At 31.4% G+C, this 22,406-nt stretch carries 11 protein-coding genes; 6 read left to right on the top strand and 5 right to left on the bottom strand.

Going from position 1 to position 22,406, the window contains the following annotated elements; translation table 11 throughout:
- Window position 1 precedes the first annotated feature (1 nt).
- A complete protein-coding gene (locus AVL50_RS19080) occupies window positions 2–922 on the bottom strand; it encodes a hypothetical protein (protein ID WP_062618084.1) in 921 nt (306 codons plus the stop codon).
- Entirely contained in the window at window positions 916–2,085 is a 1,170-nt protein-coding gene (locus tag AVL50_RS19075; protein ID WP_062618083.1) for a glycosyltransferase family 4 protein, read from the bottom strand. The genes AVL50_RS19080 and AVL50_RS19075 overlap by 7 nt, the downstream gene beginning before the upstream one ends.
- A gap of 625 nt (window positions 2,086–2,710) precedes the next feature.
- Here AVL50_RS19075 and AVL50_RS19070 point away from each other — a divergent pair.
- The 6 genes from AVL50_RS19070 (at window position 2,711) to AVL50_RS19045 (ending at window position 17,015) form a co-directional block, all read left to right on the top strand.
- Window positions 2,711–4,264 carry a BCCT family transporter gene (locus AVL50_RS19070; protein ID WP_062618082.1) on the top strand — a complete coding sequence of 518 codons (1,554 nt, stop codon included), beginning with the start codon at window positions 2,711–2,713 and terminating at the stop codon, window positions 4,262–4,264.
- Between the two features lie 299 nt (window positions 4,265–4,563).
- Window positions 4,564–5,724, top strand: a complete 1,161-nt coding sequence (locus AVL50_RS19065; protein ID WP_062618081.1) for a hypothetical protein — start codon at window positions 4,564–4,566, stop codon at window positions 5,722–5,724.
- Between the two features lie 210 nt (window positions 5,725–5,934).
- The gene (dptF, locus tag AVL50_RS19060; RefSeq protein WP_062618080.1) at window positions 5,935–7,707 is read left to right on the top strand and encodes a DNA phosphorothioation-dependent restriction protein DptF; all 1,773 of its coding nucleotides are present in this window, start codon (window positions 5,935–5,937) and stop codon (window positions 7,705–7,707) included.
- A gap of 2 nt (window positions 7,708–7,709) precedes the next feature.
- Window positions 7,710–9,215 (top strand): DNA phosphorothioation-dependent restriction protein DptG, encoded by a 1,506-nt coding sequence (gene dptG / locus AVL50_RS19055; RefSeq protein WP_062618079.1) that lies wholly within the window; start codon window positions 7,710–7,712, stop codon window positions 9,213–9,215.
- 8 nt (window positions 9,216–9,223) lie between these two features.
- Window positions 9,224–14,455 (top strand): type IV secretion system DNA-binding domain-containing protein, encoded by a 5,232-nt coding sequence (locus tag AVL50_RS19050; protein ID WP_062618078.1) that lies wholly within the window; start codon window positions 9,224–9,226, stop codon window positions 14,453–14,455.
- Window positions 14,456–14,459: 4 nt separating this feature from the next.
- Window positions 14,460–17,015, top strand: coding sequence for a DUF262 domain-containing protein (locus AVL50_RS19045; protein ID WP_062618077.1), 2,556 nt, complete (start codon window positions 14,460–14,462; stop codon window positions 17,013–17,015).
- Window positions 17,016–17,047: 32 nt separating this feature from the next.
- Here AVL50_RS19045 and AVL50_RS19040 read toward each other — a convergent pair whose 3' ends face one another.
- The 3 genes from AVL50_RS19040 to AVL50_RS19030 are packed head-to-tail and all read right to left on the bottom strand — an operon-like array spanning window position 17,048 to window position 22,317.
- Window positions 17,048–18,223, bottom strand: coding sequence for a phosphoadenosine phosphosulfate reductase family protein (locus AVL50_RS19040; protein ID WP_062618076.1), 1,176 nt, complete (start codon window positions 18,221–18,223; stop codon window positions 17,048–17,050).
- Entirely contained in the window at window positions 18,216–21,467 is a 3,252-nt protein-coding gene (locus AVL50_RS19035; protein WP_062618075.1) for a hypothetical protein, read from the bottom strand. Before AVL50_RS19035 ends, AVL50_RS19040 begins: the two co-directional genes overlap by 8 nt.
- On the bottom strand, window positions 21,457–22,317 hold the full coding sequence (locus AVL50_RS19030; RefSeq protein WP_062618074.1) for a DUF4007 family protein: 861 nt from the start codon (window positions 22,315–22,317) through the stop codon (window positions 21,457–21,459). Before AVL50_RS19030 ends, AVL50_RS19035 begins: the two co-directional genes overlap by 11 nt.
- Between the last annotated feature and the right edge of the window lie 89 nt (window positions 22,318–22,406).

Raw genomic sequence — 22,406 nt, 5'->3', positions numbered from 1 at the left:
ATTATTTCTTTTTAATCTGTAAAAATGGTTGTTGTAAAAACCCAAGGAATTTATCCAACTCTCCTTTGGTATCGGATGGAGTTACTTTTGCACCAGGAGCCTTTCCTGCTGTCTGAATTTTTAATTTGTTCTTATGTTCCCACATACCTTCTTTCAGCGTAAAGAAATTATTCTTTTGTGCAGTAGCAGTTGCATCATAATATTGACCATCAAAAAGAATTTTATAAATAATACGGTCTACTGTATTGGATTTACTCTTTGCTTTCGACTTGCCGGATGCACTTCGTTTCGTCCAATTTTGTTCTCTTAAAAAATGATCATCTTGAAGGAAAACCTTAGTGTGGTCTCCAATTGTAAATTTCAATGTGAAAAGTATCTTCTTGTAAACTTTAACATTTCTAGTCCCTTTTTTATAAGTATCAACAATTCTCCTTCTCTCTCTTACAGGAGTACAATCTAGATTGATGTTCACTTTATGCTTAGGGCCAAAATCCTGAAGTAAGGCATAAATCATCCCTTTTAAGATCTCTTGATTATTCATATCAAAATCAGAATGATTATAGATCCCTCGGGCAATGATAATACCGACAAAGATGAAAACTACTGTCACACCCAAAATAAACGCAATTCCTTCTTCACCATTCATCCCAAAGACAAAGAGGAGTATTACTAAAACAATACTAGTAATGCTTCCATAAGCAGTTATATTTTCTCTTTTACCTTGCACCATCAAATTGTAAAGGGAAGATCTATTAATCATATAGTATAATTCCTCCAGGGAAAAACGACCTTCAATTTTACAATCATCGATCAGTTGAAGATCTTTCTCATTGCATTCACGCTTTATTGCATTATGATTTCCAAATTCCTTTTTCACCTCATAATAATCCGTCCTTAACGGATACTGCTTTAATTTTAGCATATAATTTCTTCTTCAATTAGTTGATAATAGACGTTTTGTAGTTTTTTTATTTGAATACCCCAAGTATATTGAGATTGTATTTTTCGATACGCATTTTGCACTAACTCTTCCTGTTTTGATGGGTCAGAAAGTAATAAGTAAATGGCCCTTGATAGTTCAGTTGGACGTTCAGGTTGCACTAAGAGCCCCTCTTTTCCCGCCTGTATTATTTCCCTAGTCACCTGTAAATCAGAAGCGATAATGGGTACCTGATGTGCCATGGATTCTAAAATTTTCAATGGAGAACACCCTTGATCAATGTTTCTTGCATCTTCTTTTAAAGGTGCTACAGAAATCAAAGCATGCTGTAACATTTGTGATAGACTTACCTTATTTAATTGGTAATACCAAATTATATTCTCTTGCAGTCCCAAACGATTCACTAACTTTCGGAGTAATTTTGAATCTCTAGGACGGGTAGAACTACAGATCACCAACTTTAGATCAAGTTTCATTTTTAAAAGGTAAGGCATACTTTTGATTAAAACATCAACACCCTGCCACCTTTGGACTGCACCAAAATAAATAATATAATCCTCCTCCAACGGTTTTGGAAATCTAGCCTCACAAATTGTAGCACCATTAGGTATTAATGAAATTTTATTTGTATCAATACCATAATTCTGAACAATCCGCTGTTGAATTAACTCCGAAGGAACTACGATCACATCACTTTGCTCCAAGCAATATTTTTCTATCAATTTGACCTTTTCTAAAGTCTCTTTTGATAATGAGGGATAGCGATAAGGCAATTCCACCGATGGAAAACTATTGACTTCAAAGACCGTTTTATAATGCCTTTTTGCCTTCAATATCGGTTGAGCAGACCAAATATCTCTGAAATGCACGATCTCCAGTTCTGGCATTTTTTGGATTTCTTGATAAAGTGCTTGTCCATAAAGCTTAGTTCGATCTAAGAAATTTGGAATTTGCCTTTGAAAACGTTTGATCTGCACATTCCCCTCCCATTCTTCCTCTAAATAGCCATGATTTCCTAAAGTGAAAAGCATACCGCCACCAAAGGCATCAAACAATGCATTCGCAAAATGAGTAATATGAGTTGAAGCTCCTTTGCTTGTCGGGAATAAGTCAAAGGCACAATATAAGGCACGATGTTGTTTCAAGTCAGCTACATTAAAAAATTCGATTCAATTTAATAAAAAAAAGTATTGTGTACTGTATTCATAAAACAGGAAATTTCAAATTAATCTTTATTCACAGATCTTCTTTCTAAGTACTAAGTCAAAAATAAATCATAGTTAATTCTAATTTATTTTTTCAATAAAACTAACCATAAAGATCACGTTATACTTCGTCATGCTGATTACAAATCAAAAGAGAAATCATTTGCAATAGTCTACTATACTGAAGGGGTGATGTATCACAACGCCTTTACCGACCATATTGAATTCTAGCTTTACCTTCCACAACGTCCCCTAAACTAGAAATTATTAAAATCAAGAAAGAAGGCAGAAATAGATTATCTCAATAATTAACTACACTCATTCCAGTTATTTCTTAATAAAGTCTCATAATCTTCATTTTTGATACTATTATTCCTATTTTTAAAACAATTGATTAGATATTATGGGGTATTGTTCGTTCTATTTTTGGACGAATAATATATGATTTTGCTTGTATTACATTATCACCGATAAAAAGGCCGCTACTTTCTCTCCCTGAGGTTGAGTAGTCTCATTCTATCATAAAAGCATCTCAGCTTTTAGCATTAAAAAAAGAAGAACCTTTATGAGTCACCTAAGAAGTGATCAAAAAACCATTTGGGGCATTAAAGCAAATGCCACCGTTTCCATCACGTCCATACTTATCATCTCTACCCTTGTGATCAGCACTTTGGTGATCGGTGAACCTATGGAAGAATGGTTCAAAAACACACAAACAACAGTAGCCAATAATGTAGGATGGCTATTTATCTTATTAGTCAATAGCTTATTATTTTATGCTATTTATTTAGGTTTCAGCAAATACGGAAAAGTGAAAATTGGAGGAAAAGAAGCTGAACCAGAGTTTTCTCAAACAGCTTGGTTTGCCATGCTTTTCAGTGCCGGCATGGGTATTGGCTTACTCTTTTGGTCTGTTGCAGAACCTGTATTTCATTTCAATGGCAACCCCTTTTTGAAAGAGGGCGGGGATGCTGCAGTAGCCGCTGAAAAAGCCATGGGAATCACTTTCCTGCATTGGGGTGTACATGCTTGGGCATTATATGCTGTGGTTGGACTGGCCTTAGCCTTTTTTACATTCAACTTAAAACTTCCATTAACTGTACGTTCTATCTTTTTCCCATTATTAGGCAAAAAGATATACGGCCCCATAGGAGACATTATTGATATCATTGCTGTCATTGCCACTCTATTTGGACTGGCCACCTCGTTGGGATTTGGCGTATCGCAAGTCAATGCAGGTTTAAATTACTTATTTGATATCCCCACCACTAACACAGTGGAATTGATCCTTATTGCCATCATCACACTCTTTGCCACTTTATCTTTAGTTCTAGGACTGGACAAGGGAATTAGGATGTTGAGCGAATGGAATATGCGTTTAGCGCTTGGACTAATGCTAATGGTTCTTTTGGTGGGACCTACTTTATTTATTTTAAAATCATTCGTACAGAACTTAGGCTATTATGTCTATGAATTCTTTGAACTCAGCTTCTGGACCAATTCATACAAAGGAGTAGGCACAGACAAAAACTGGCAAAACTCATGGACCGTCTTCTACTGGGCATGGTGGATTTCATGGTCGCCATTTGTCGGTATTTTCATTGCAAGGATCTCAAAAGGAAGAACCATCAAAGAATTTGTTTTAGGCGTGCTGATTGTACCTTCTTTGTTGACTTTTCTTTGGTTGAGTGTATTTGGAGGAAGTGCTTTATATCAAGAATTGATCGGGAATCATTCCATCACTGAGGCTGTCAATCAAAACGTGGCCACTGCCATTTATTTCCTATTGGAACAATATCCTTTCACCACTTTCGCTTCTATTCTGACCGTTATTTTGGTAACCAGTTTCTTTGTTACTTCTTCTGATTCAGGGTCATTTGTGGTGGACACTTTAACCTCTGGAGGAAGACACGATGCACCTGTGGGACAAAAAATCTTCTGGGCATCTATGGAAGGACTTATTGCAGGTGTTTTATTAATGGGCGGTGGATTGACGGCATTACAAACTGCCTCTGTTTTGACAGGACTACCGTTCTCTATCATCATTATCATTATGTGTTTTAGTTTTTACAAAGCACTTTCTGATTATTATAACGAGCATTATCAAAAGAAAAAATAATGCTACCCCAAAATGTCAGCTTATTCCAAAAGTAAGCTGACATTTTCAACTCTTTTTGTTTTAAGTTCTAAGGCAAAAAATGGATCAATAATTTCGTGCACCATGACTGAAGTCATAGGCTGGTGATATTGACTCCAACAACAATAAAGTGTTGCTTACGTTACTAACCTTCAAGACTTCAGTCTTGAAAAGGTTGGAATATCACTTGCCCATAGTTTTAACTATGGTGCACGAAACATCCTATTACTTTTGTCCTAGTACTTATCAATCTCTCCTCACACATCACAAAAACTGTTCAGATGAAATCTCTCTACTCATTTATTATATTACTCTTTTCAATTTCTATCTCCATCAGTGCACAAGATAAACCTGAAGTAAATGTTGGAGGTGTTCTTCGTTTCAACTATAATAATTCAACTTGGAAAGAGACTCACCAAAATACAGGAGGTGAGTTTGGCTATGATATGTTTGCCATCAAACCTACAGCTTCATATAAAGGTATCGGCTTGGATGCAGAAGTCCGTTTCTATTCTCAAGGTTTTGGGGGAATTTTTGTTAAACAAGGCTGGTTTGATTATGACTTTTCTGAGAAAGATCAAATGCAATTAGGTCTGACTCAAGTTCCATTTGGCATCACAACCTACAACTCTCACAACTGGTTTTTCAGCATCAACTATTATGTAGGGCTAGAAGATGATCATGATATGGGTTTAAAATTCACGCATGACGATGAACGATGGACCTACAATTTCGCTTTCTTCAAAAATGCTGAAGAGCTTGATTTTGGAGGAAACTCAGACATTTCCAACAGTCGTTATGCCTATGACGTAGGATCAATGGATGAAAATGGAGACGGTACTCTGCAATATAGAAATAAAGAAGTCAATCAGCTCAATGCTAAAATCCTTCGGAAGTTAGGACGTGAGGACTTCACGCACTCCATAGGACTTTCAGGTTTATTTGGGGGACTTTATAATTTAGATACCAAAAGCACAGGTAATCATTATGCCGTCGCATTTCACTATGAGGTGAATTACAAAAAATGGAACCTGAAAGCACAAGCTTCCCACTACAAAAAATCACCTAATGCTCCCGATGGAGAAAGAACAGATGTAGTGGCATTAACCGCTTACGGTGCCCCCTACCTTGTAGCATCAGAAGCTTCTACCTATACACTCGGCCTCAGCTTTACTCAACCTGTAGAATGGGGACCGATTTCCTCTCTTGAATTTTACAATGATTTCGGCATTGTAGACAAAACAGAAGCCTCCTTTTATGATTCCTACCAAAATGTAACAGGCTGTTTAATTACCGCAGGTTTAATGTACATTTACGTTGATGGTGCTCTTGGCAAGAACCAACCTTGGATAGATCCAAATTTCAATACCGCATTAGCTTACGGTACCGAAGATGCAGACTGGCATATGCGATTTAATATCAACTTTGGGTTTTATTATTAAAAGATGTATAAAGGTAGATTTTCTTGTTATCACCAATTCTAAATAACAAACTTTGCAATTACTACTAACATAACTCACATCACCTCATAGTGTATAATGTTAACAATTGCAATTCATCATCAAATTTCGTGATAAATTATTTTAAGTATGAAAATATTATCCATTTGTAGCTCTATATTTACTTCATCTTAGCCAAAAAAGGATATTTTCATGCCAAAATTAGATAAAAGCTTTAAAAATCATTTAGACACTTTATCAATCTCTTCTAAAGAGGCCGTTGTTGATGGTACTAAAAATTCTTTAGAATACGACCCAATAAAGAAGTACTTACACGTAACAAGGTTCGTGGAAGATGTGTTGACGAAATTAACCTTAAAAAGTTATCATTCACCTCTGTCTCAACTAATCCTAATTTCAGGAAATGTTGGAGATGGTAAATCACATTTATTAGCTCGCCTTCATGAGCTTTATCCTGAAGAAATGAAGGTTTTTAAAATAAAGAATGATGCAACTGAGAGTCAGAGTGTAGATAAATCTTGGAAACAAGAACTTGATGAATTTCTGGAAGGGTTTACTGATGAAGCTCTAAATGATACAGAAAGAGAAAAAAGTAAAGCTATTTTAGCTATTAACTTAGGTACGCTTACTAATTTTCTTGAAGATTATCAGGAAAACAAAAAATACAGCAAACTTCAAAAATTTGTTGATGAATTTAATCTCTTAAATAGTTCTTTTGAAGAGGTTAATATACCTGACAGTTCTCCCTTTCAATATATAAACCTAGCAGATTATCAGTTATTCTCAATTAGAGAAAATCCTGATGAAATAAAATCTAAAGTTATTTCAAAGTTACTGCATAAGATTACTTCTAAAAGTGATGATAACCCTTTCTATCAAGCTTTTAAAGACGATTATGAAAACAACGAAAATAAATATAGAGACCCTATATATTATAATTACCTTTTTATATCAGATGAAAAAACTCAAGATTTAATTACTAAAATAATTTTGAGTGCAATTATTAGTGATAAACTAATTGTATCTGTCCGACAGTTATTGAACTTTATTTATCTTCTTATTGTCCCTAATAATTTAGCCTCTAAAAATAAGAATCAAATCGCTAATACAATTAAGGGTTATGACATTAGAACATATATTTCAAGTCTAACACCTTTCTTGATTTTTAATGATGAGGAATCATTTATTTTTAAGTCAATTAAGTATTTTGACCCTTGTAGAAATAGAAACTCTGAATTAGATCAACATATTTTTAAGTTGAGTAACAAAGAACAAATAGAGTCTGTTTACAATAATAAAAACCTGGAATTACCTGAATTCGTTCTTGAGTTAATTAATAAAAATTCCGAAAAATTAGCCGATAAAGAAACAAGAGCTATCATTCGACTCTTTACCCGACTTAATTATTTTAGAGACTGGGAATCTAATCAAGTAGTTACTGATTATATTATTATGCTTTACTATAGTTATGTGAATCCTAAAAGTTCTAGGTTTAAAAATATCATCAAGAATATCATAAATGGCATCTACAACTGGAATGGGACTTCGACTAATAAGACTCAGATTAATATCGAGATCGGTAAGAAGCAAAATGAATATAAAGTAAGTCAAGAGCTTAAAATCATACCTCAGTTAGTAAAAAATGGTTATTTAGAAGCCGATGGAGAATTGCATCGATTTGCACTATCTCTAAAACTTGGATTTAATGCAAACAGAGATGAAGTCTTTGAAACCACAATTGATTACAATCTTTTTGAGTTACTCTATAAGATTGGAAATGGTTATAGACCTAATAGGGAAGATAAGCAAAGACATCTGAGTTTTGATGTATTTATCCAACAAATATCAAGAGATGCCGGAAGAATGATGGATCTTACTTTCCAACAAACCTCTGGTAAATCAAAAGATCGCTACAAGCTAAGTTATACTGTAGGATTGGGTTACGAATTTACTAAAGAAGACTAAGGATGAGTTCAAAATATTCTATTAATTACGAAGAATTTAAAAAGTCCTTTAGTAAAGGACAGATTGAGAAAGACGAAAATGGTATTTACGATCTTACAGGTAAGTTTCAACATTGTAAAGGAAGGCTCATCAAAGCTTTTCCCTTTGCAACTGATGCGGCGGGTTTAAATGACAGTAAAATAGATCTAGATACCTTTAATGGTGTAGTAGGCAACTTAATTAGAACTGCAGAAAATTTACCTCAAGCTTCTAAAGTAAAACTTGAAAAAGATAGTATTTTAACTGCAATCAAGGAACGAGATGACTTTCAAGATCATATTGATATCTTGATAGATAATATTGAGCGATTATTATTTGAGGACAATGGTGATATTTTTAAGTTTGACTATAAAGTATTACGATATTTAAACTTTGTAAAAGAAAACGCTAAACTAAAGGATATTTCAAATTATGTAGTGGGTGTTCTTCTAGGTGATAATGAGGAACTAAAAAAGATCATTGCCAAAACTGATACCCCTGATAATGAAAACTTACTTTACCGCCTAGTTTTAGAGACAATTCAAGAGAACGTTGAAGAGGGAAAATCCTCTACAAAAAATAAAAAATTAGGAGGGTATTATGAAGGTGAATTAACTCAGAAGATTCGCTCTCTTTTTATTAAAGATATAACCTTACTTTCTGAAGATGAGATTTACTTTATTGATAATATTCATATACTCCTAAAATTCTACTTCTTCCAATTTGTATCTCAACTTGCAATAGAATTAAATCAGTTCTTCTTTGATCAAGAACATGATACAATTCCCCAAATATTTTTCACACTCAAATGGGAAAAAATATCAAAAAGCAGATTGGGCATAACAAATGGTTGGAAACTTCTTGACAAGAACATTGAAACTATTTTTGCTCATGCAAATACATTGGAGTTCCTAAATACGATTGAATGGTCAAATGATGAAAATAAAGTATACCAAGATATAAAAAGAGAAGTTGAAACATTAGGAGAAGTTGAGAAAAACATCTTGAATACTTCAATATTAGAAATCCTTGATAAATATAAAAACAACTATGTTGACGAAGGAAAACTCTCAAAAAAATGGTCAGAGGTAAATATAGATGATCTTACTGAAGATAATATATACAATAACATCATTAAACTTTACAGGTATATTTTATTCCAATTTCAGAACAGCCCTAGAAACTCCGCTTTTAAATCATATAAAGGATGGTTTACTGAATTTTGTAAAGTAAATTATTCTAAGAGAAGAGGACAGCTAGGATTCTCTTTAAGCGTTGATAAAAGTTTATTATTACTGATAACAAACCTTGCAGTAGGATCAAACGAAAAAATACTTCTTAAAGAACTATGGGAAGAATTTGAATTAAGAGGCTTACGTTTTGATCAAGAATCAAAAACTGAAATCATCAAACTATATGAGGAAATTAACCTTCTAGAGAAGAAAAGTGATAGTGGTGATGCTCAATATATTCAAAAACTTAATAAATAGAATTTCTAATGACTACGTCAAATATATATAATTATTTAGCAGAAGGAATTGTTGAATATTTTAAGCAATTCACTCTTACAACCGGACAATCTTACCAAGCTCAGTTTGAAATGACTGAAGATGTTTCTGGTTTATATCAAGCACTAAAAGAAAAAGCGAATACTCACTCTATTTATAGTGATTTCAATTATGGAGATTTTGAAAGTTTTATATTAAAATTTGAGTCTGCTTCTCTATTAATTGCAGCTAATATAAACAGAGTAAATGAAGATTACCTTACTGCACTTAGAAACTATATTAAGTCTCAAGAAGACAGTTTTAATGGTCTTTCAATTCTTTTCATCCATAATACTCAACTAGATAGTATTATTGGAGGTGCTGCTAATATTGCTTCAAAAGGTTATCCTTTAAGCCTTGAAAGTGTAAAAGAAAGAATTGAAGACTCAGTTTCTGAAAACAAAAGCTTAATATCTTCAATAACAAAGTATGAAAAGAAGATCTTATCTGAGTTACTTAAAAATCAAGATAAAGAAAATGCTGATATTAGCAGATCCATTTTTGATTATGGCATATACCTTGAAATTTTAGAAAAAGGACAAATCTCAGATACAGATTATCCTAAACTAGGTCTCTTTAAAGATAAATCAATCATTAAAGGAAAAGTAAATGAGAAAGAGATTGACAAAAGAATTAAAGAGAATCAAAAAGTTTTCACTGAAATTCGTAATGGGCATCAATACGGAAATATCGAAACCGTAGTTGAAAAAAAGTTTGATGAATCAGGGCAAAAGAAATTAAAAAATAAAGATAACTGGCAAGAAGTTACTTTTGAAGAGGTAATCAAATCTGAAGAAAGTAGAAAGAATATTGAAGGAATTCAGTTTAAACCAAATGAAAGAAATTCCACTCTTGATCTCCTAAAATGTAGAGATATTGAGGATGGAACAACTAAAGTAAAACAGCGAACTAGAAATATCTTCATTTTTAACCCAGATCATCATAAAAACATCAAATACGAATTACATTTTGATAAAAAACCAAATCAAAAATTCGTAAAACAAGACAGAGCAGATGTTTTAAAAGCGAAAGTTAACCCTACAGAAAAGAGCTTAATCATTGATATTGACCTTGAAGATGCTAGTCAAGCACTTGTTGGAAATAAGGTAGAATATATTGAGGTTGAAAATGGAAAAACAATAAAACATGTTTTCAAATTTGCTATTCTTCCATTTGAGCAAGAGGTTATTGAAGATCAAATTAGTACCCTAAAGATAAGCAAGACTTCTCTAGAAATATCGACTGATAGCGATATTGTATTCAACCCTAACCATCAAAGAGAAAGAAAAGATGTAATTGTCTCCAATCAAAAATATATTCTTGAAGACAACGAGACATTATATCTAACTCATGGTGACGAAACACATTCTGATACAGGTAAACTGCAATTTGATATAGAACTTGGTAATGCTCAATTAAGTTACTTATTAGTTTTAGCTGACTTGAAGCCTAAGGTAATCACCGCTTCGAATGTAATTAACACAAAGCTACAAACTAAAGTACCCTTCTTTTATACAGAACGATTTGATAAATCAAAAGATAAATTAGTTCAAAGTTTAGAGCATAATTTACATAAATACTACCCTTCGGAAAAACTTAAAAAGCAACTTACGCAAGAGTTTAAAATATTCATTGATAAAGATGGTCACAATTCAGGATACCTATCTTATCATGAAGCATTAGATGGAAAAACCTTGACTGCAACTGATTTGAATGTTGCTGAAGAAGTAAAAAGTGCTTACCAAAATATCATCAAATATTTTAATGGAAAGTCCAAAAAAGACAAGTATTTACTTCCTTCACTTACTATCATTGAAGATGATTTAAAAAGTCTTTATCAAGAGTATTTAAAAGTTATCCAAGAAGCTCTTGATAAGATTAATGAAGGAGATGAACTAAGACAAGAAGAAGAGAACCTTTTGAAGGTTGGAACTATCATTAGTGAAGACCGAGAGAAGTTTATAAAATTTACTTCCTTACACCCTATCAACGTTGCCTACCAATTATTACTAATTGAAAATATTGATAGTGAACTTCCTAAAGAAATTATTTCAAAGCTTAACAGTGACAATTTACTTCCATACTTAAGAGGAAAGAAAAATACTTATTATCATGTCATTGAAAATGAAGATTCTATTTTATGGAATCACTATGTAAAAGAAGATACAGAAGGTCAAAAAGCATCAAATCGTTTTGTCCCAAAACTCTTACAAGAGAAAATTGTTGAGTTTACAGATCACTTTTCTTTCCTGTTCTTAGATGCAAATGCTCCTATTAAAATTAATTTGATCAATCAAGGAGACTGTTCAGAGGTTTTACAAGGTATATTTAGGTATTTTAATTTCTTGCTTTCAAAGAGAAAGAAATCGATAGAAGATATCTCCCCTATTGATTTCACTATTTATGGATCGGATGAATATATTACTAAGTTCGAGCAACTTTCAAAATATGATGATCCAGAGCAAATAAAAAGCGTTTTTGGTATAGACCTCTCTTCATCTCAGAAGATAATAGATCCTTATGAGCTTTTAAAGCTCTATCATAATAAGGTCAACTTCTTTACTAAAAAGAAAAGTGATGAATATGAATATGCCCACATCTCATTTTATCAATTTATACATGACGAAGGGAACAACAGCGATGTAAGCTATGCTCACAACGAAATGGATAAAATGGATAGTGGTTTGAGCTTAGGGGGAGTTTTATCAGAAACTGCTACCGCTTATGACGGAGGAGCATATTGGTCTAGCTATGGCACTAAAAAAGAACCTAAAAATAGTAGTATAGCTCAATTAAGTACAAGCTATAATCAAGTAGCTAATGTTTTAAATAGCCCTAATAAATTAGAGTTCAATAAAACAATTGCACTTACGATCAATAAAGAAGTAAAAGGTGAATTAGAAAAGATTTATAAAAGCTCGCAGTGGACTACTTTTATTGATCCTAAAGTAGACCTTTCTTTCTTTAAAGATGATAAAGATGTGGTGATCATACACTATAGCGACCTTTATACTTCTAATAGTGGTTATGATGCTATTACTGTTACCAAAAAATGGGAACAGTATAGAGATGTAATCTTGAACTACTTAAAGAATAACAATCTTGAGGTTACTGAAGAGGACACGATTCCAATTATCAATATGTTTAATGCCATAAATGGTGATTGGTTATTAAAAATTGCTGCACACAACCAGAGGTTCCAAATGGATAAGGAAAAAATCAGTGTTCTCAGTGCAGTAAAAGAAATGATGGCAATACTTGATCACCCAAACATTACATGGGTGCCAATGTCATTGGAAGAAATATTGAGAGTTTCAGGAAGCGTGGCTCTGCCTCAAAATAGTTTGATGTCAGTTAAAAGCCATGGTAAAACAGGAGTTTATAGCGATGACTTACTGATGGTCGGTGTCGAAGAAACTGAAGAAGGCATTGAATTATATTTCCATCCAGTTGAAGTCAAAATTGGAAAAACCAACCAAGAAAATAAAGCTCAAAAACAGGGTGCTAAAACTGCTGACTTCTTTGAGGAAGTTTTAAGTGGTGATTGTTTTAAAAATAAAGTTTTCAGAAACTTCTTTGCGAAGCAAATCATTACAGCATCTGATAAACTTCGCCTTTATAATGTATGGGAAGATTATAAAGAGCGATGGAAAAAACTCCATGAATTAAAAGGTAAACTATATAATGATGATTTTAAAGTCAGTAATAATATTAAAGAATTTACTGGCAGATACTCAGTTTTATCTTTTAAAGCAAATGAATCGTTCCAAGCTAGATCGATAAAATTAGTTGATGAAGCTTTAGTGATTGAATTACTAGAAACGGATGGATTAAACGACTTAAAGACATCTATGGAAAACCTTATCGAAAGGTATCACGATGATGAAGGAGACTGTCCTGTTCATTGTAACTTATTACGTAAAGCCTATTCTCCAGAAGAACCAAAAGTTGAAAACATTCAAAATATTCCTTCTTCAATAGAAACAGTAACAAATGAAACTACTTCTACTGTTAATGAGGATCCTGAAACATTTGAAAAGAATCAACCTATGCAAATTCTTTTTGGATCAAAAGGAAATTCTAAGGAAGAACTTCATTGGTATCCTACTTCTACTGATAAGGTAATGCATACCAATACTGGTATCATCGGTACAATGGGAACAGGTAAAACACAATTCACAAAATCATTAATTTATCAGTTAACTCAAAATGCTTCAACAAATGTTGATGGTAAGAAAATTGGCATTTTGATTTTTGATTATAAAGGTGATTACATCAAAGATGATTTTGTAAAACCTACTGATGCCAAAGTTTATGAATTATATCATTTGCCATACAATCCATTAGCTTTAGCTGTTGGTAGCTCAACAAAACCAATGTTACCATTGCATACTGCAAGTGCTCTTGAAAATACTATTTCTACTGCATATAACTTAGGCAATAAACAAAGAAGTTTCCTGAAAGAGCTTCTTATGCAAGCTTATGAAAATAAAGGCATTATCAAACATCGAAGAGACACTTGGGAAAAACCATCACCAACTCTACATGATGTTTATAGAATCTTTGAAGAGCATGAAGACTTCGCACAAGACAGTTTGAATGCAGCACTTAAAGAGCTTTATGATTATGAGATATTTGAGCCAAATGGAAGAAGCGCTACGCCACTTTTTGATTTAATTGATGGAGTAACAGTAATTAATTTAAGTGGATATAGTCCTCAAATTCAAAATTTAGTAGTTGCAATAACTTTGGACCAATTTTACTCTCAAATGCAAAATGCAGGACATAGTAAAATTGATGGCAATTTCAGGCAACTAAATAAGATGATCTTGGTGGACGAAGCGGACAACTTCCTAAGTAAAAACTTCGAATCACTTAGAAAAATATTAAAAGAAGGTAGAGAATATGGAGTAGGAACAATCTTATCTACTCAATTCTTAAATCACTTCTCAACAGGTGACAATGAATATTCAAACTATATCCTTACTTGGATTATACATAGAGTAAACGAAATAAAAGACAAAGAAGTATCATCACTTTTCGACCTGCCAAGTCGTAATGATAGAGATGAATTAATTGGTGTTATTAAAGGATTAGAAAAGCATTACAGTATTGTAAATAATGCTGGAAGTGCACCAATTAAAATTAGAGATAAGGCATTTTGGGAGTGGAATAACAATTAATAACATGAAATTAATAAACTCAATTAGTGAAGCAAATACACCTCAAATACAAAATGAGGTAAAAAACTTATATGATTTAAGAAAAATTTATAATGAGACAAATGTAGAAATCCCAAAGTTTCAAAGAAAATACGAATGGAATGATGAGGTTTTACAAGACTTCATTAATGATATTTTCAATGTAGTTGAAGGGAACAATTACAGTAATAGCCATTTTTTTAACTCAATGGTTGTTATTGAGACTAATAATAAACGAGTCGAAATAATAGATGGTCAGCAAAGAAGTATCTCTACTTTTCTTTTATTTTATATATTAGAACAGTTATTTAACTCTAGTCATTTTAGCATCAAAAAAGAAAAAATAAGACTATTAAACCTTGATAAATACAAGAATCTAAATCTAGATAAAACAGAAAATGTTTATTTAAGTTCCATCAAAAATGATAGCAATAGTTTCAAGGTAAATAGACTTCTCCGAAAAGATGTTTTATCATATAAAGAAATAACTCCAGAATATATTTTTAACATTTTAAAAATATTATCGAAGGACGAAGAGTATAATAATCTATCTAAACATTCAAAACTAGATGAAAAAACCTTTAATGATATTTCATCTAATTTTGACAAATCAAGTGATGTAAATTCTACTTTTTTAGATAATATTGAATTAATAAAAAAATCTAATTCTTCTATCGAGGAGAAAAAAATATTCTCACTTGTAAATTGTATTTTCTTGTGTAAGGCAAATAAAATTTACAAAAAAAATATTTTAGAAGATGAGTTCTTTGATAATTTATGTAATTCAGAAATTGAACAGGCATTCAATGAATCACTGATAAATTGTAAAAAAGAGTACTTCAATTCAAACAAAACACCATCAGACCGAAATATCGCTAAGTTTAATGATTCAAAATTCTTATATCGTATTCTTCAGTTTTTCATCGTGTTTGACGAAGAAAAAACTCTTAAATTCTTCAAAACAAATAAGAAAGATCCTTTCTATACTATTAAAAATAATTTAAATATTATTCTTAATAATATAGCACATAAACATAACACTTATAAAGAATATTTCATCAAACATCCTGATAATCTTGAAAATGATGAAAATTTCATAGAAGAAAATATTAATGATTACTCATATGATGATTATTTTATTGATGCTATTAAAAAAGGATTAGAAAACTGTCAATTTTCAAGTGTTAAAATTACTTCAAGTGATAGGAATACAGCTATAGATTCCGCCTTATCTGCTTTCAAAAGTATTAATAGTACTGGACAAGGTTTAAATGTAATTGACATCATTAATAGTGACTTATTATTAAAAGGTAAGGATATAGATGATCAGATTAATCAGTTTCAGATTGATTTGATAAAGAAAAATCAGTTATTAAACTTTAAAACTGATGATGCTATTAAATTTTTCTTATCATTTCATCTTAAGAAATATTCTAAAGCAGACTTATATAGGTCCTATCAAAAGGTAATAAAGAACCTTGATGACGACCCTATCAAATTCATTGAAGAGTTTAACGAGTTTCTTGAAAATATCAATTCAATAAACGATGGTATTATAAGCTCAAATTATTCAGCATCACTTCATGTATTAAGTAGATATGCTAGAAAAAATAAAACTTTATATCCTGTATTAGTTCGTATTATTAATTTAAGTAATGATAATGTTAATTTTGAAGGCAGACTATCTTTAATCAATAGTTTATTATTTTATTTAGTTAGGTATACTGTAACTGAAAACACAAAAGGTTTAGTTCCAAAATTCGAAGAACTTCTTAGTGCAAAGGATAATTTTTACGAGTTAGAAAGTAAAATTAAAGAATGTTTTGAACTAAAAGATGACCAAGATTCTAAAATCGAAAGAGCTTTCATCGATAGTGATATCGACTTTTATTCTAGAGGTGAACTTGGACGTATAATTAGTATATTACACGAAGGTTTCCTTAGATTTAATAACGATAATGACTTCAATAAACTAAAACCAGATTTTAATATTATTTGTGATGAAGGGGAATTAGAACCACAAGTAGAGCATATATACCCTCAAAGTAAAAATAAATCATTAAAGGGTTTTCCTGGTAACCTAACAATTTTAAAGAAACTGCATAATGGAAAAGCAGGTAACCAAGAATTTTTCAAAAAAATCTCATATTTATGGGATAGTCAATTATTTTTAAATCGTAAAATTGTAAAACACAACTTAGATATCTTTTTTAAGAAAAATAAATTTAAGGTTGATTATGAAAAAATCTCTTTAACCGGTAAAGGCAAAGATAGATTACTTAAAATTCCAATTGAAGGTAAAGACAATATGGATATAACTCAATCATTTACTTTTGATAATTTAGACTTAGAATATTTGATTGGTAAAAAAAATAAAAATGGAAATAACTTTATAGAAGTTGGAGAACTTAGTAAAGAGAAAATAAAGATTCTAAAATCTAAAGATATATTTATTAATTCGTTGAGCGTTTTTAACAATTCAGAAGATTATAGTACTTCTACACTTAACACAACTAAATGCCTAAGTGATAAAATAAAATAGAAAAATTTAGCCTCATTATCTGAGGCTAAATTTTATATAAAACAACTAGCACAACCATCGCCTTCTGCATCAGAAAGCTCATCTAACCAACTAGCGTTAGATGTTGTGCTACGCTTGTTATCTTCCCCAAGTACAGCGTCTTGCCAATCTGTACTTTTATAGAGCTTTTCATAAGCTCTTTTTTTACGTTTAAGGTGTTCTCTTTTTATCGCCTCTACCCTTTCAGGTTTTGCTAGATCATCAAGTGTTTCTCCTTCAATCCAAGAGTAACCTTCTTTCTCGTAAGATTTTGCCTTTTCAAATAGTTTGGGATGATTTTCTAATAACCATACCCACTCAATTTTTTGTTGATAGAAACAGAAGAAACATCCTGATCTACTTCTGAAGTATTTACCTTTTTCTCCATCAACCTCATAGTCTAGAGGTTTATAATAACCAGGCAAATCAACAGCACTTTCCTCTATCAATTGGAAAATATCATTTCTTACAAGAATTTCATCATTCTCAACCAAAGGAAATTCATCCAATTGTCCAACAGGAAGCTCTGTTGTCTTTAAATAATCAAAAACTACTTTATTAAATGCTTTGATATCAATATTTAAAAGAGCTTCAACCTTTTGTTTCTTTGAAAAAGCGAAATTCAATTTCTTTTTAAAAGTCTTTACCGCTTTCTCTAACTTAACACCTTCAAGATACTTAGGATAGTACTCTAAAATTTGTGCTTCATTTTTAGCATCAAGAACTCTTTTTATTACATCCTCACTCCAAATATTTTTTCTAAAAGGAAAAATAGATTGAATATTTGGTTTTGTAGAAATATAACCCTCACGATCTTCATCACCTCTGATACCAACATAAGAGATAGTAGGTACGTCACCAATCCAGTTTTCAAATGGATCTAGCTTCATTTTTTTTGTACACCATCTCATATTTTGAGCAGGCAATAACCCTCCGTATTGAGCTAAGAAATAATCAAAAGCACTTTCTAAGTTCTGGTTTGATAAATCAATCGAATCTAATTGAAGAATATCTTTATTCAACTCGATTTGAAGTTGGTCTATCAATTTATATGTTTCTTGTAATTCCCTGCCTGTATCACAAGTATAATATTGCATTTCTAAGTTAGGATAAAGCTTATTAAGGTATATTGCTAATGCTGCACTATCCTTTCCACCCGATATTCCTAATAAGTGTCTTACATTACTCATTATTCAAAGTTTCATTTAAAAGTTGAGCTAATAGAGCTTTACGTAATTTAGGGGATAAATTAGATTTATCAATAATAGATTTAATCTCATTACGGTTTTCCTCTAATTCTTGGCTTTGTGAAGTAGAGATGATAATATTTTCATTCTCACTTGAGCCATCCTCCCTCGTAATCATCACATTATAAATTTCCTCATTATTTGAAGCAGTATCTAATGATTCATGAACTACGACTAACTGATCTAGTTTTCTGATTATTTTAGTTAATAAAGAAGGTAAATTACTTAAATCAACATCAGTTGCTGATTTAATATTTTTACCCAATAATAAGCCCATCAACCTAGACAAATAATCTTGAGCAAAATCTAAAGATTGAGTTCCGTATTTATAAAAATTGTGAAGCCTGTTATCCTTCTTGATTTTTTGTACATCAATACTAGAATATCTGTTTTCAAACAACTCTCTATATTGTGGGTACTGAATATTTTTATAACCTAGTGTTGATAAAAGTTTTTCCTCAAAGACTTTTAACTGTACCTTCTCAAAGCTAATTAATTCATTAATAGATGCAGTTACTGCTTCTACAAACTCTTCTCCTTTTCCTTCTTGAATTAACGTATTCGCATCAAATCCAAAAGCCTCCGGAATAGTAATAAACAATGCTGATTCAGGATCTTTCGCATTAGAAATAGCATTTCTAAAATTGATTGTTTTTGGAGATAAATTCTTTGTATTCCTAGTAATATCTGGAAGTTTTCTATAAAGCTGTATTAAAGGAACAAAAGTGTTGATCATCAACTCTCCTGTAGGATTATTATCAATCTCACCTGAATTAATAATACCTCTATAAAGATTAAACACTTCGAGTCTGTCTCCTGAAAAATCAAAAGCCTTAATAAAATATTTCTTGGGATCTTTATAAACTAAGTCAAGAAGCCTTCTATCAACTACCGGAACATATCCTCCTTCATTGAAGAAAGCATACTTATCTTTATTCAATACCAAGAAAACAGGCAACCAAAAATCAATAAAACCTTGCTTCAACTTATAAGGTTTCTTTTTCAACCTCTCGATGAAATCAGTAAGTGGTAATCGCTCTAATTTTGCATCTTCTAAGAACTCATTTGAGTAACTCCAAACACCCGCTAAAGGTGAGTCTTTTTTAGGAGCTTCAACGATATGTTTTACATTATTATACATTCCAGTATTATGAAGTAAAGACATAAAAATTGATTTCTCTGGAGGGAATTTATCTTTAGGAAAACCTAATAATTCTTTGCCTTGATTTTCTATAAAAGCATCAATAAATTTTATTCTTGCAGTAGCAATTGCACCACTAATTTTATGTTTATTGAATAAATCATTTCTTAAGACTGGTGTATTTGGATAAATCTCACTAATTACCTCTGAAAGTAAGATATTAGCTTGTCTTAATGAATTAATATCTTTTTTAGCTCCATTGTAGTACCAATCTGTTTTAGAAGTATCATATAAGCCCTCCTTTACTTGGAAGTTTAACTTTTGTAGCTCTACAACAGAACGGTCATCTAATTCTCTTACTGCAACGGTATCATCCGAATGCTTTCTTTTCAGATATTTTAGTTTATCTAACTCATATAATGTGTTCAGTATCTCAATTGTATCTTTGAACCAAACAAATACAGTATTAGATTGATTTATTTTGCTTTCATTTATAAGTTGCTTTTCATTTAGATCTTTATTGAAAACTAAATTGATAAAACCATCAATTTCTCCCTCAGCAACTAAACTTGATTCAACTTTTTTAGAAATTACATACTCAAATATTCGTGGTGTACCTGTTTCGTATTGAGCCTTTTTTGCAAAAGAAAAAGTAAATGTGAAGTACTCTTTGATCCTAGAAACTACATCTTCAATCTGATCGACTTCTTGAGAAGCATTCAATAATTCTTGCTCAATATCAATGTCTGTACCATCAACAAAAACATATCTTGTTGCATAGTTCACATATCTAATAATATGTTTCTTTTCTAATTCTTGAAGGATCTGATCAGCGTTTGTGATTCCTAAAGAAAGTTCTGCATACTCTTTTAAGAAATCATAATTTGCATTTCCCCCTTGATGCATGAAAATGTTAATCAGTCCAATTACCTTTACAAAACTCAATGCATCCTTGACATATTCTTGGTTTACTCTACTTTCTACCTTTTCTAAGGCATATTTTAGAATATTCCATTTTGTTAAATTTGGGTTAGATTTTGTCCATAGAGCTGTTTCATAATGGTCTGCCAAATAATCATAGACATTACTTAAATTATAAAACGGCACATCAAAAGATGGGAAACGATAGATACTATTAGAATCATCTACATCTAAAAATGTAAATAAAGACCTTTCATTTTGACCATAACGTTGAAGTGATTTTACTAAAATCTCAGCTGAAAAATAATCTAGAGGAAATATATCTTTTACAAGCTCTCTGTTTATTTTATCATTCTTATCGGTGACTTTATGTTCACTCAATAAATCAGTAATCTGATTTATTTTTCCTTCATCACCTGTAAAACGTTCTTTTAACCTATGGGCTGATAAAAATAAAAGTTGTTCAATTGGCTCATTGAAAACAAGCTCTTTTATTCTTCCTTTAACTTTATCCCACTCTTGCTTCTGTTCTAAAGTAAGACCCGATGCATAGCTAGAAAAATTCTGATGCAATGTTGTAATAAACATTGTATTTCTAGTACGAGTATTACAAAACTCAGCTACTTGTTGAATAAAATATAATTCCTCACTTGCATTATGGCTAGCAGCATATTCAAGATATTTGCCAAACTCATCAACTAAAATAATTAGTCCTTGGTTATTCTTCTTGGTCTTAGCATAAACTTTACGCAAAGCATCAAAAATATCTTTATCCGTTGCATCGTCTGCTAATTCCAAAAACTGAATAAAAGATTTTTTAAAAGAAGTCGACTCCCCTACAAATTTGATAAATTCAAAACTATCAACCGGCAAAGAACTTAATTGATCACCAAAGAAATTAATTTGATTGGAGAGGTTCTTTTCAAAAGCCCAAGCAAATGTAGATTTACCTGTACCATAAGACCCAATTATATTAAATGATTTTACACCTGATGTATAGTTCTGTATAATCCTATCAAAAATACTTTTTGCATTAGGAGTAACAATATATTTGATATCAACATCTGTATCTCTTAAGATATTTGTAGATACATTAAAGTTGTTTTGAATTGTGTTATTTTCCATTGTAATACTCCCTAAGGATAGCATCTTTGTCTAAATCTTCTTTTAACTGTAATTGCTTCAAACCTCCATCTTCAGTATAAACAAGTTTGTCAGGATGAAGTTCAGTCAACTCATTTATTATCTGAAAAATTCCAGTTTTTGTTATTGCAAAAGCTCCACCTAAAAGTTTTTCAATACTTTCCATATTGATTGCTCTCTCCTCTCCAATAAAGTCTAATAAGCAATAAAGAAAAATTAATTTAGGGACTCTTTTACCATCTGTAATATTTAACTGGTAAAAAGAAATACCATTTTCGGTTCTTGGGATTTTATATATTAATTCAAGATCTAATAAAACGTTAGAATACTCTTCTTCGATATTCGTTTTACTACTTTTTTCTACAAGATAATTTTTAAAACAAACTCGAATATCTTTCTCCAAAGATTTAGGATTCAAAGTAAATTGATCTTTTTCAAGCCTTAGCTCTAGATACTCTTTTAAAGAATCTATGGTAAACTCTTTCTTTTCCTTTCTATAATCAATAAATAATATTGGATAAATAGAAGCAAACTCTTGTTTTACAATTAAATATTGTAACAGCCATAAAGTTCCAATATCTTCTATATATGGATCAAAACCATCCTCAGAAAAAATACTTCTACCTATCTCTGTTAGTTTATTGTCTTCAGTCATTAAGCCAAAAGCTTTTAACCAGAAACTAATGGATGTAACCATATTTTTACCCACACCCAAATCAATAATCGACTCCTCTGAGTTAAAAGCTTTTTCTTGTAATACATAGTCAATTCCCTTCTTTAGCCATAGTGCTCTACAGGCAAAAGTTTCATGACCACTAAATTTATATTTCATCTTGTGATTTTTCTTAATGACAAACACCAAAAATACGATTATATTCGCAGAAATGCATATTGTATTTTGTTGCAAAAATAAAAAAGAAG

It is taken from the genome of Flammeovirga sp. SJP92 (genome assembly GCF_001583495.1).
In the GTDB taxonomy this organism is placed as follows: domain Bacteria; phylum Bacteroidota; class Bacteroidia; order Cytophagales; family Flammeovirgaceae; genus Flammeovirga.
The sequence above is the reverse complement of the archived record's forward strand: the minus strand, read 5'-3'. Positions and strand labels throughout refer to the sequence as shown.

Bases quoted from the DNA above. Each gene is read 5' to 3' on its own strand.
- AVL50_RS19080 (WP_062618084.1), bottom strand. From the start codon at position 922: ATGCTAAAATTAAAGCAGTATCCGTTAAGGACGGATTATTATGAGGTG.
- AVL50_RS19070 (WP_062618082.1), top strand. From the start codon at position 2,711: ATGAGTCACCTAAGAAGTGATCAAAAAACCATTTGGGGCATTAAAGCA.
- AVL50_RS19065 (WP_062618081.1), top strand. From the start codon at position 4,564: ATGAAATCTCTCTACTCATTTATTATATTACTCTTTTCAATTTCTATC.
- dptF (WP_062618080.1), top strand. From the start codon at position 5,935: ATGCCAAAATTAGATAAAAGCTTTAAAAATCATTTAGACACTTTATCA.
- dptG (WP_062618079.1), top strand. From the start codon at position 7,710: ATGAGTTCAAAATATTCTATTAATTACGAAGAATTTAAAAAGTCCTTT.
- AVL50_RS19050 (WP_062618078.1), top strand. From the start codon at position 9,224: ATGACTACGTCAAATATATATAATTATTTAGCAGAAGGAATTGTTGAA.
- AVL50_RS19045 (WP_062618077.1), top strand. From the start codon at position 14,460: ATGAAATTAATAAACTCAATTAGTGAAGCAAATACACCTCAAATACAA.
- AVL50_RS19040 (WP_062618076.1), bottom strand. From the start codon at position 18,223: ATGAGTAATGTAAGACACTTATTAGGAATATCGGGTGGAAAGGATAGT.
- AVL50_RS19035 (WP_062618075.1), bottom strand. From the start codon at position 21,467: ATGGAAAATAACACAATTCAAAACAACTTTAATGTATCTACAAATATC.
- AVL50_RS19030 (WP_062618074.1), bottom strand. From the start codon at position 22,317: ATGAAATATAAATTTAGTGGTCATGAAACTTTTGCCTGTAGAGCACTA.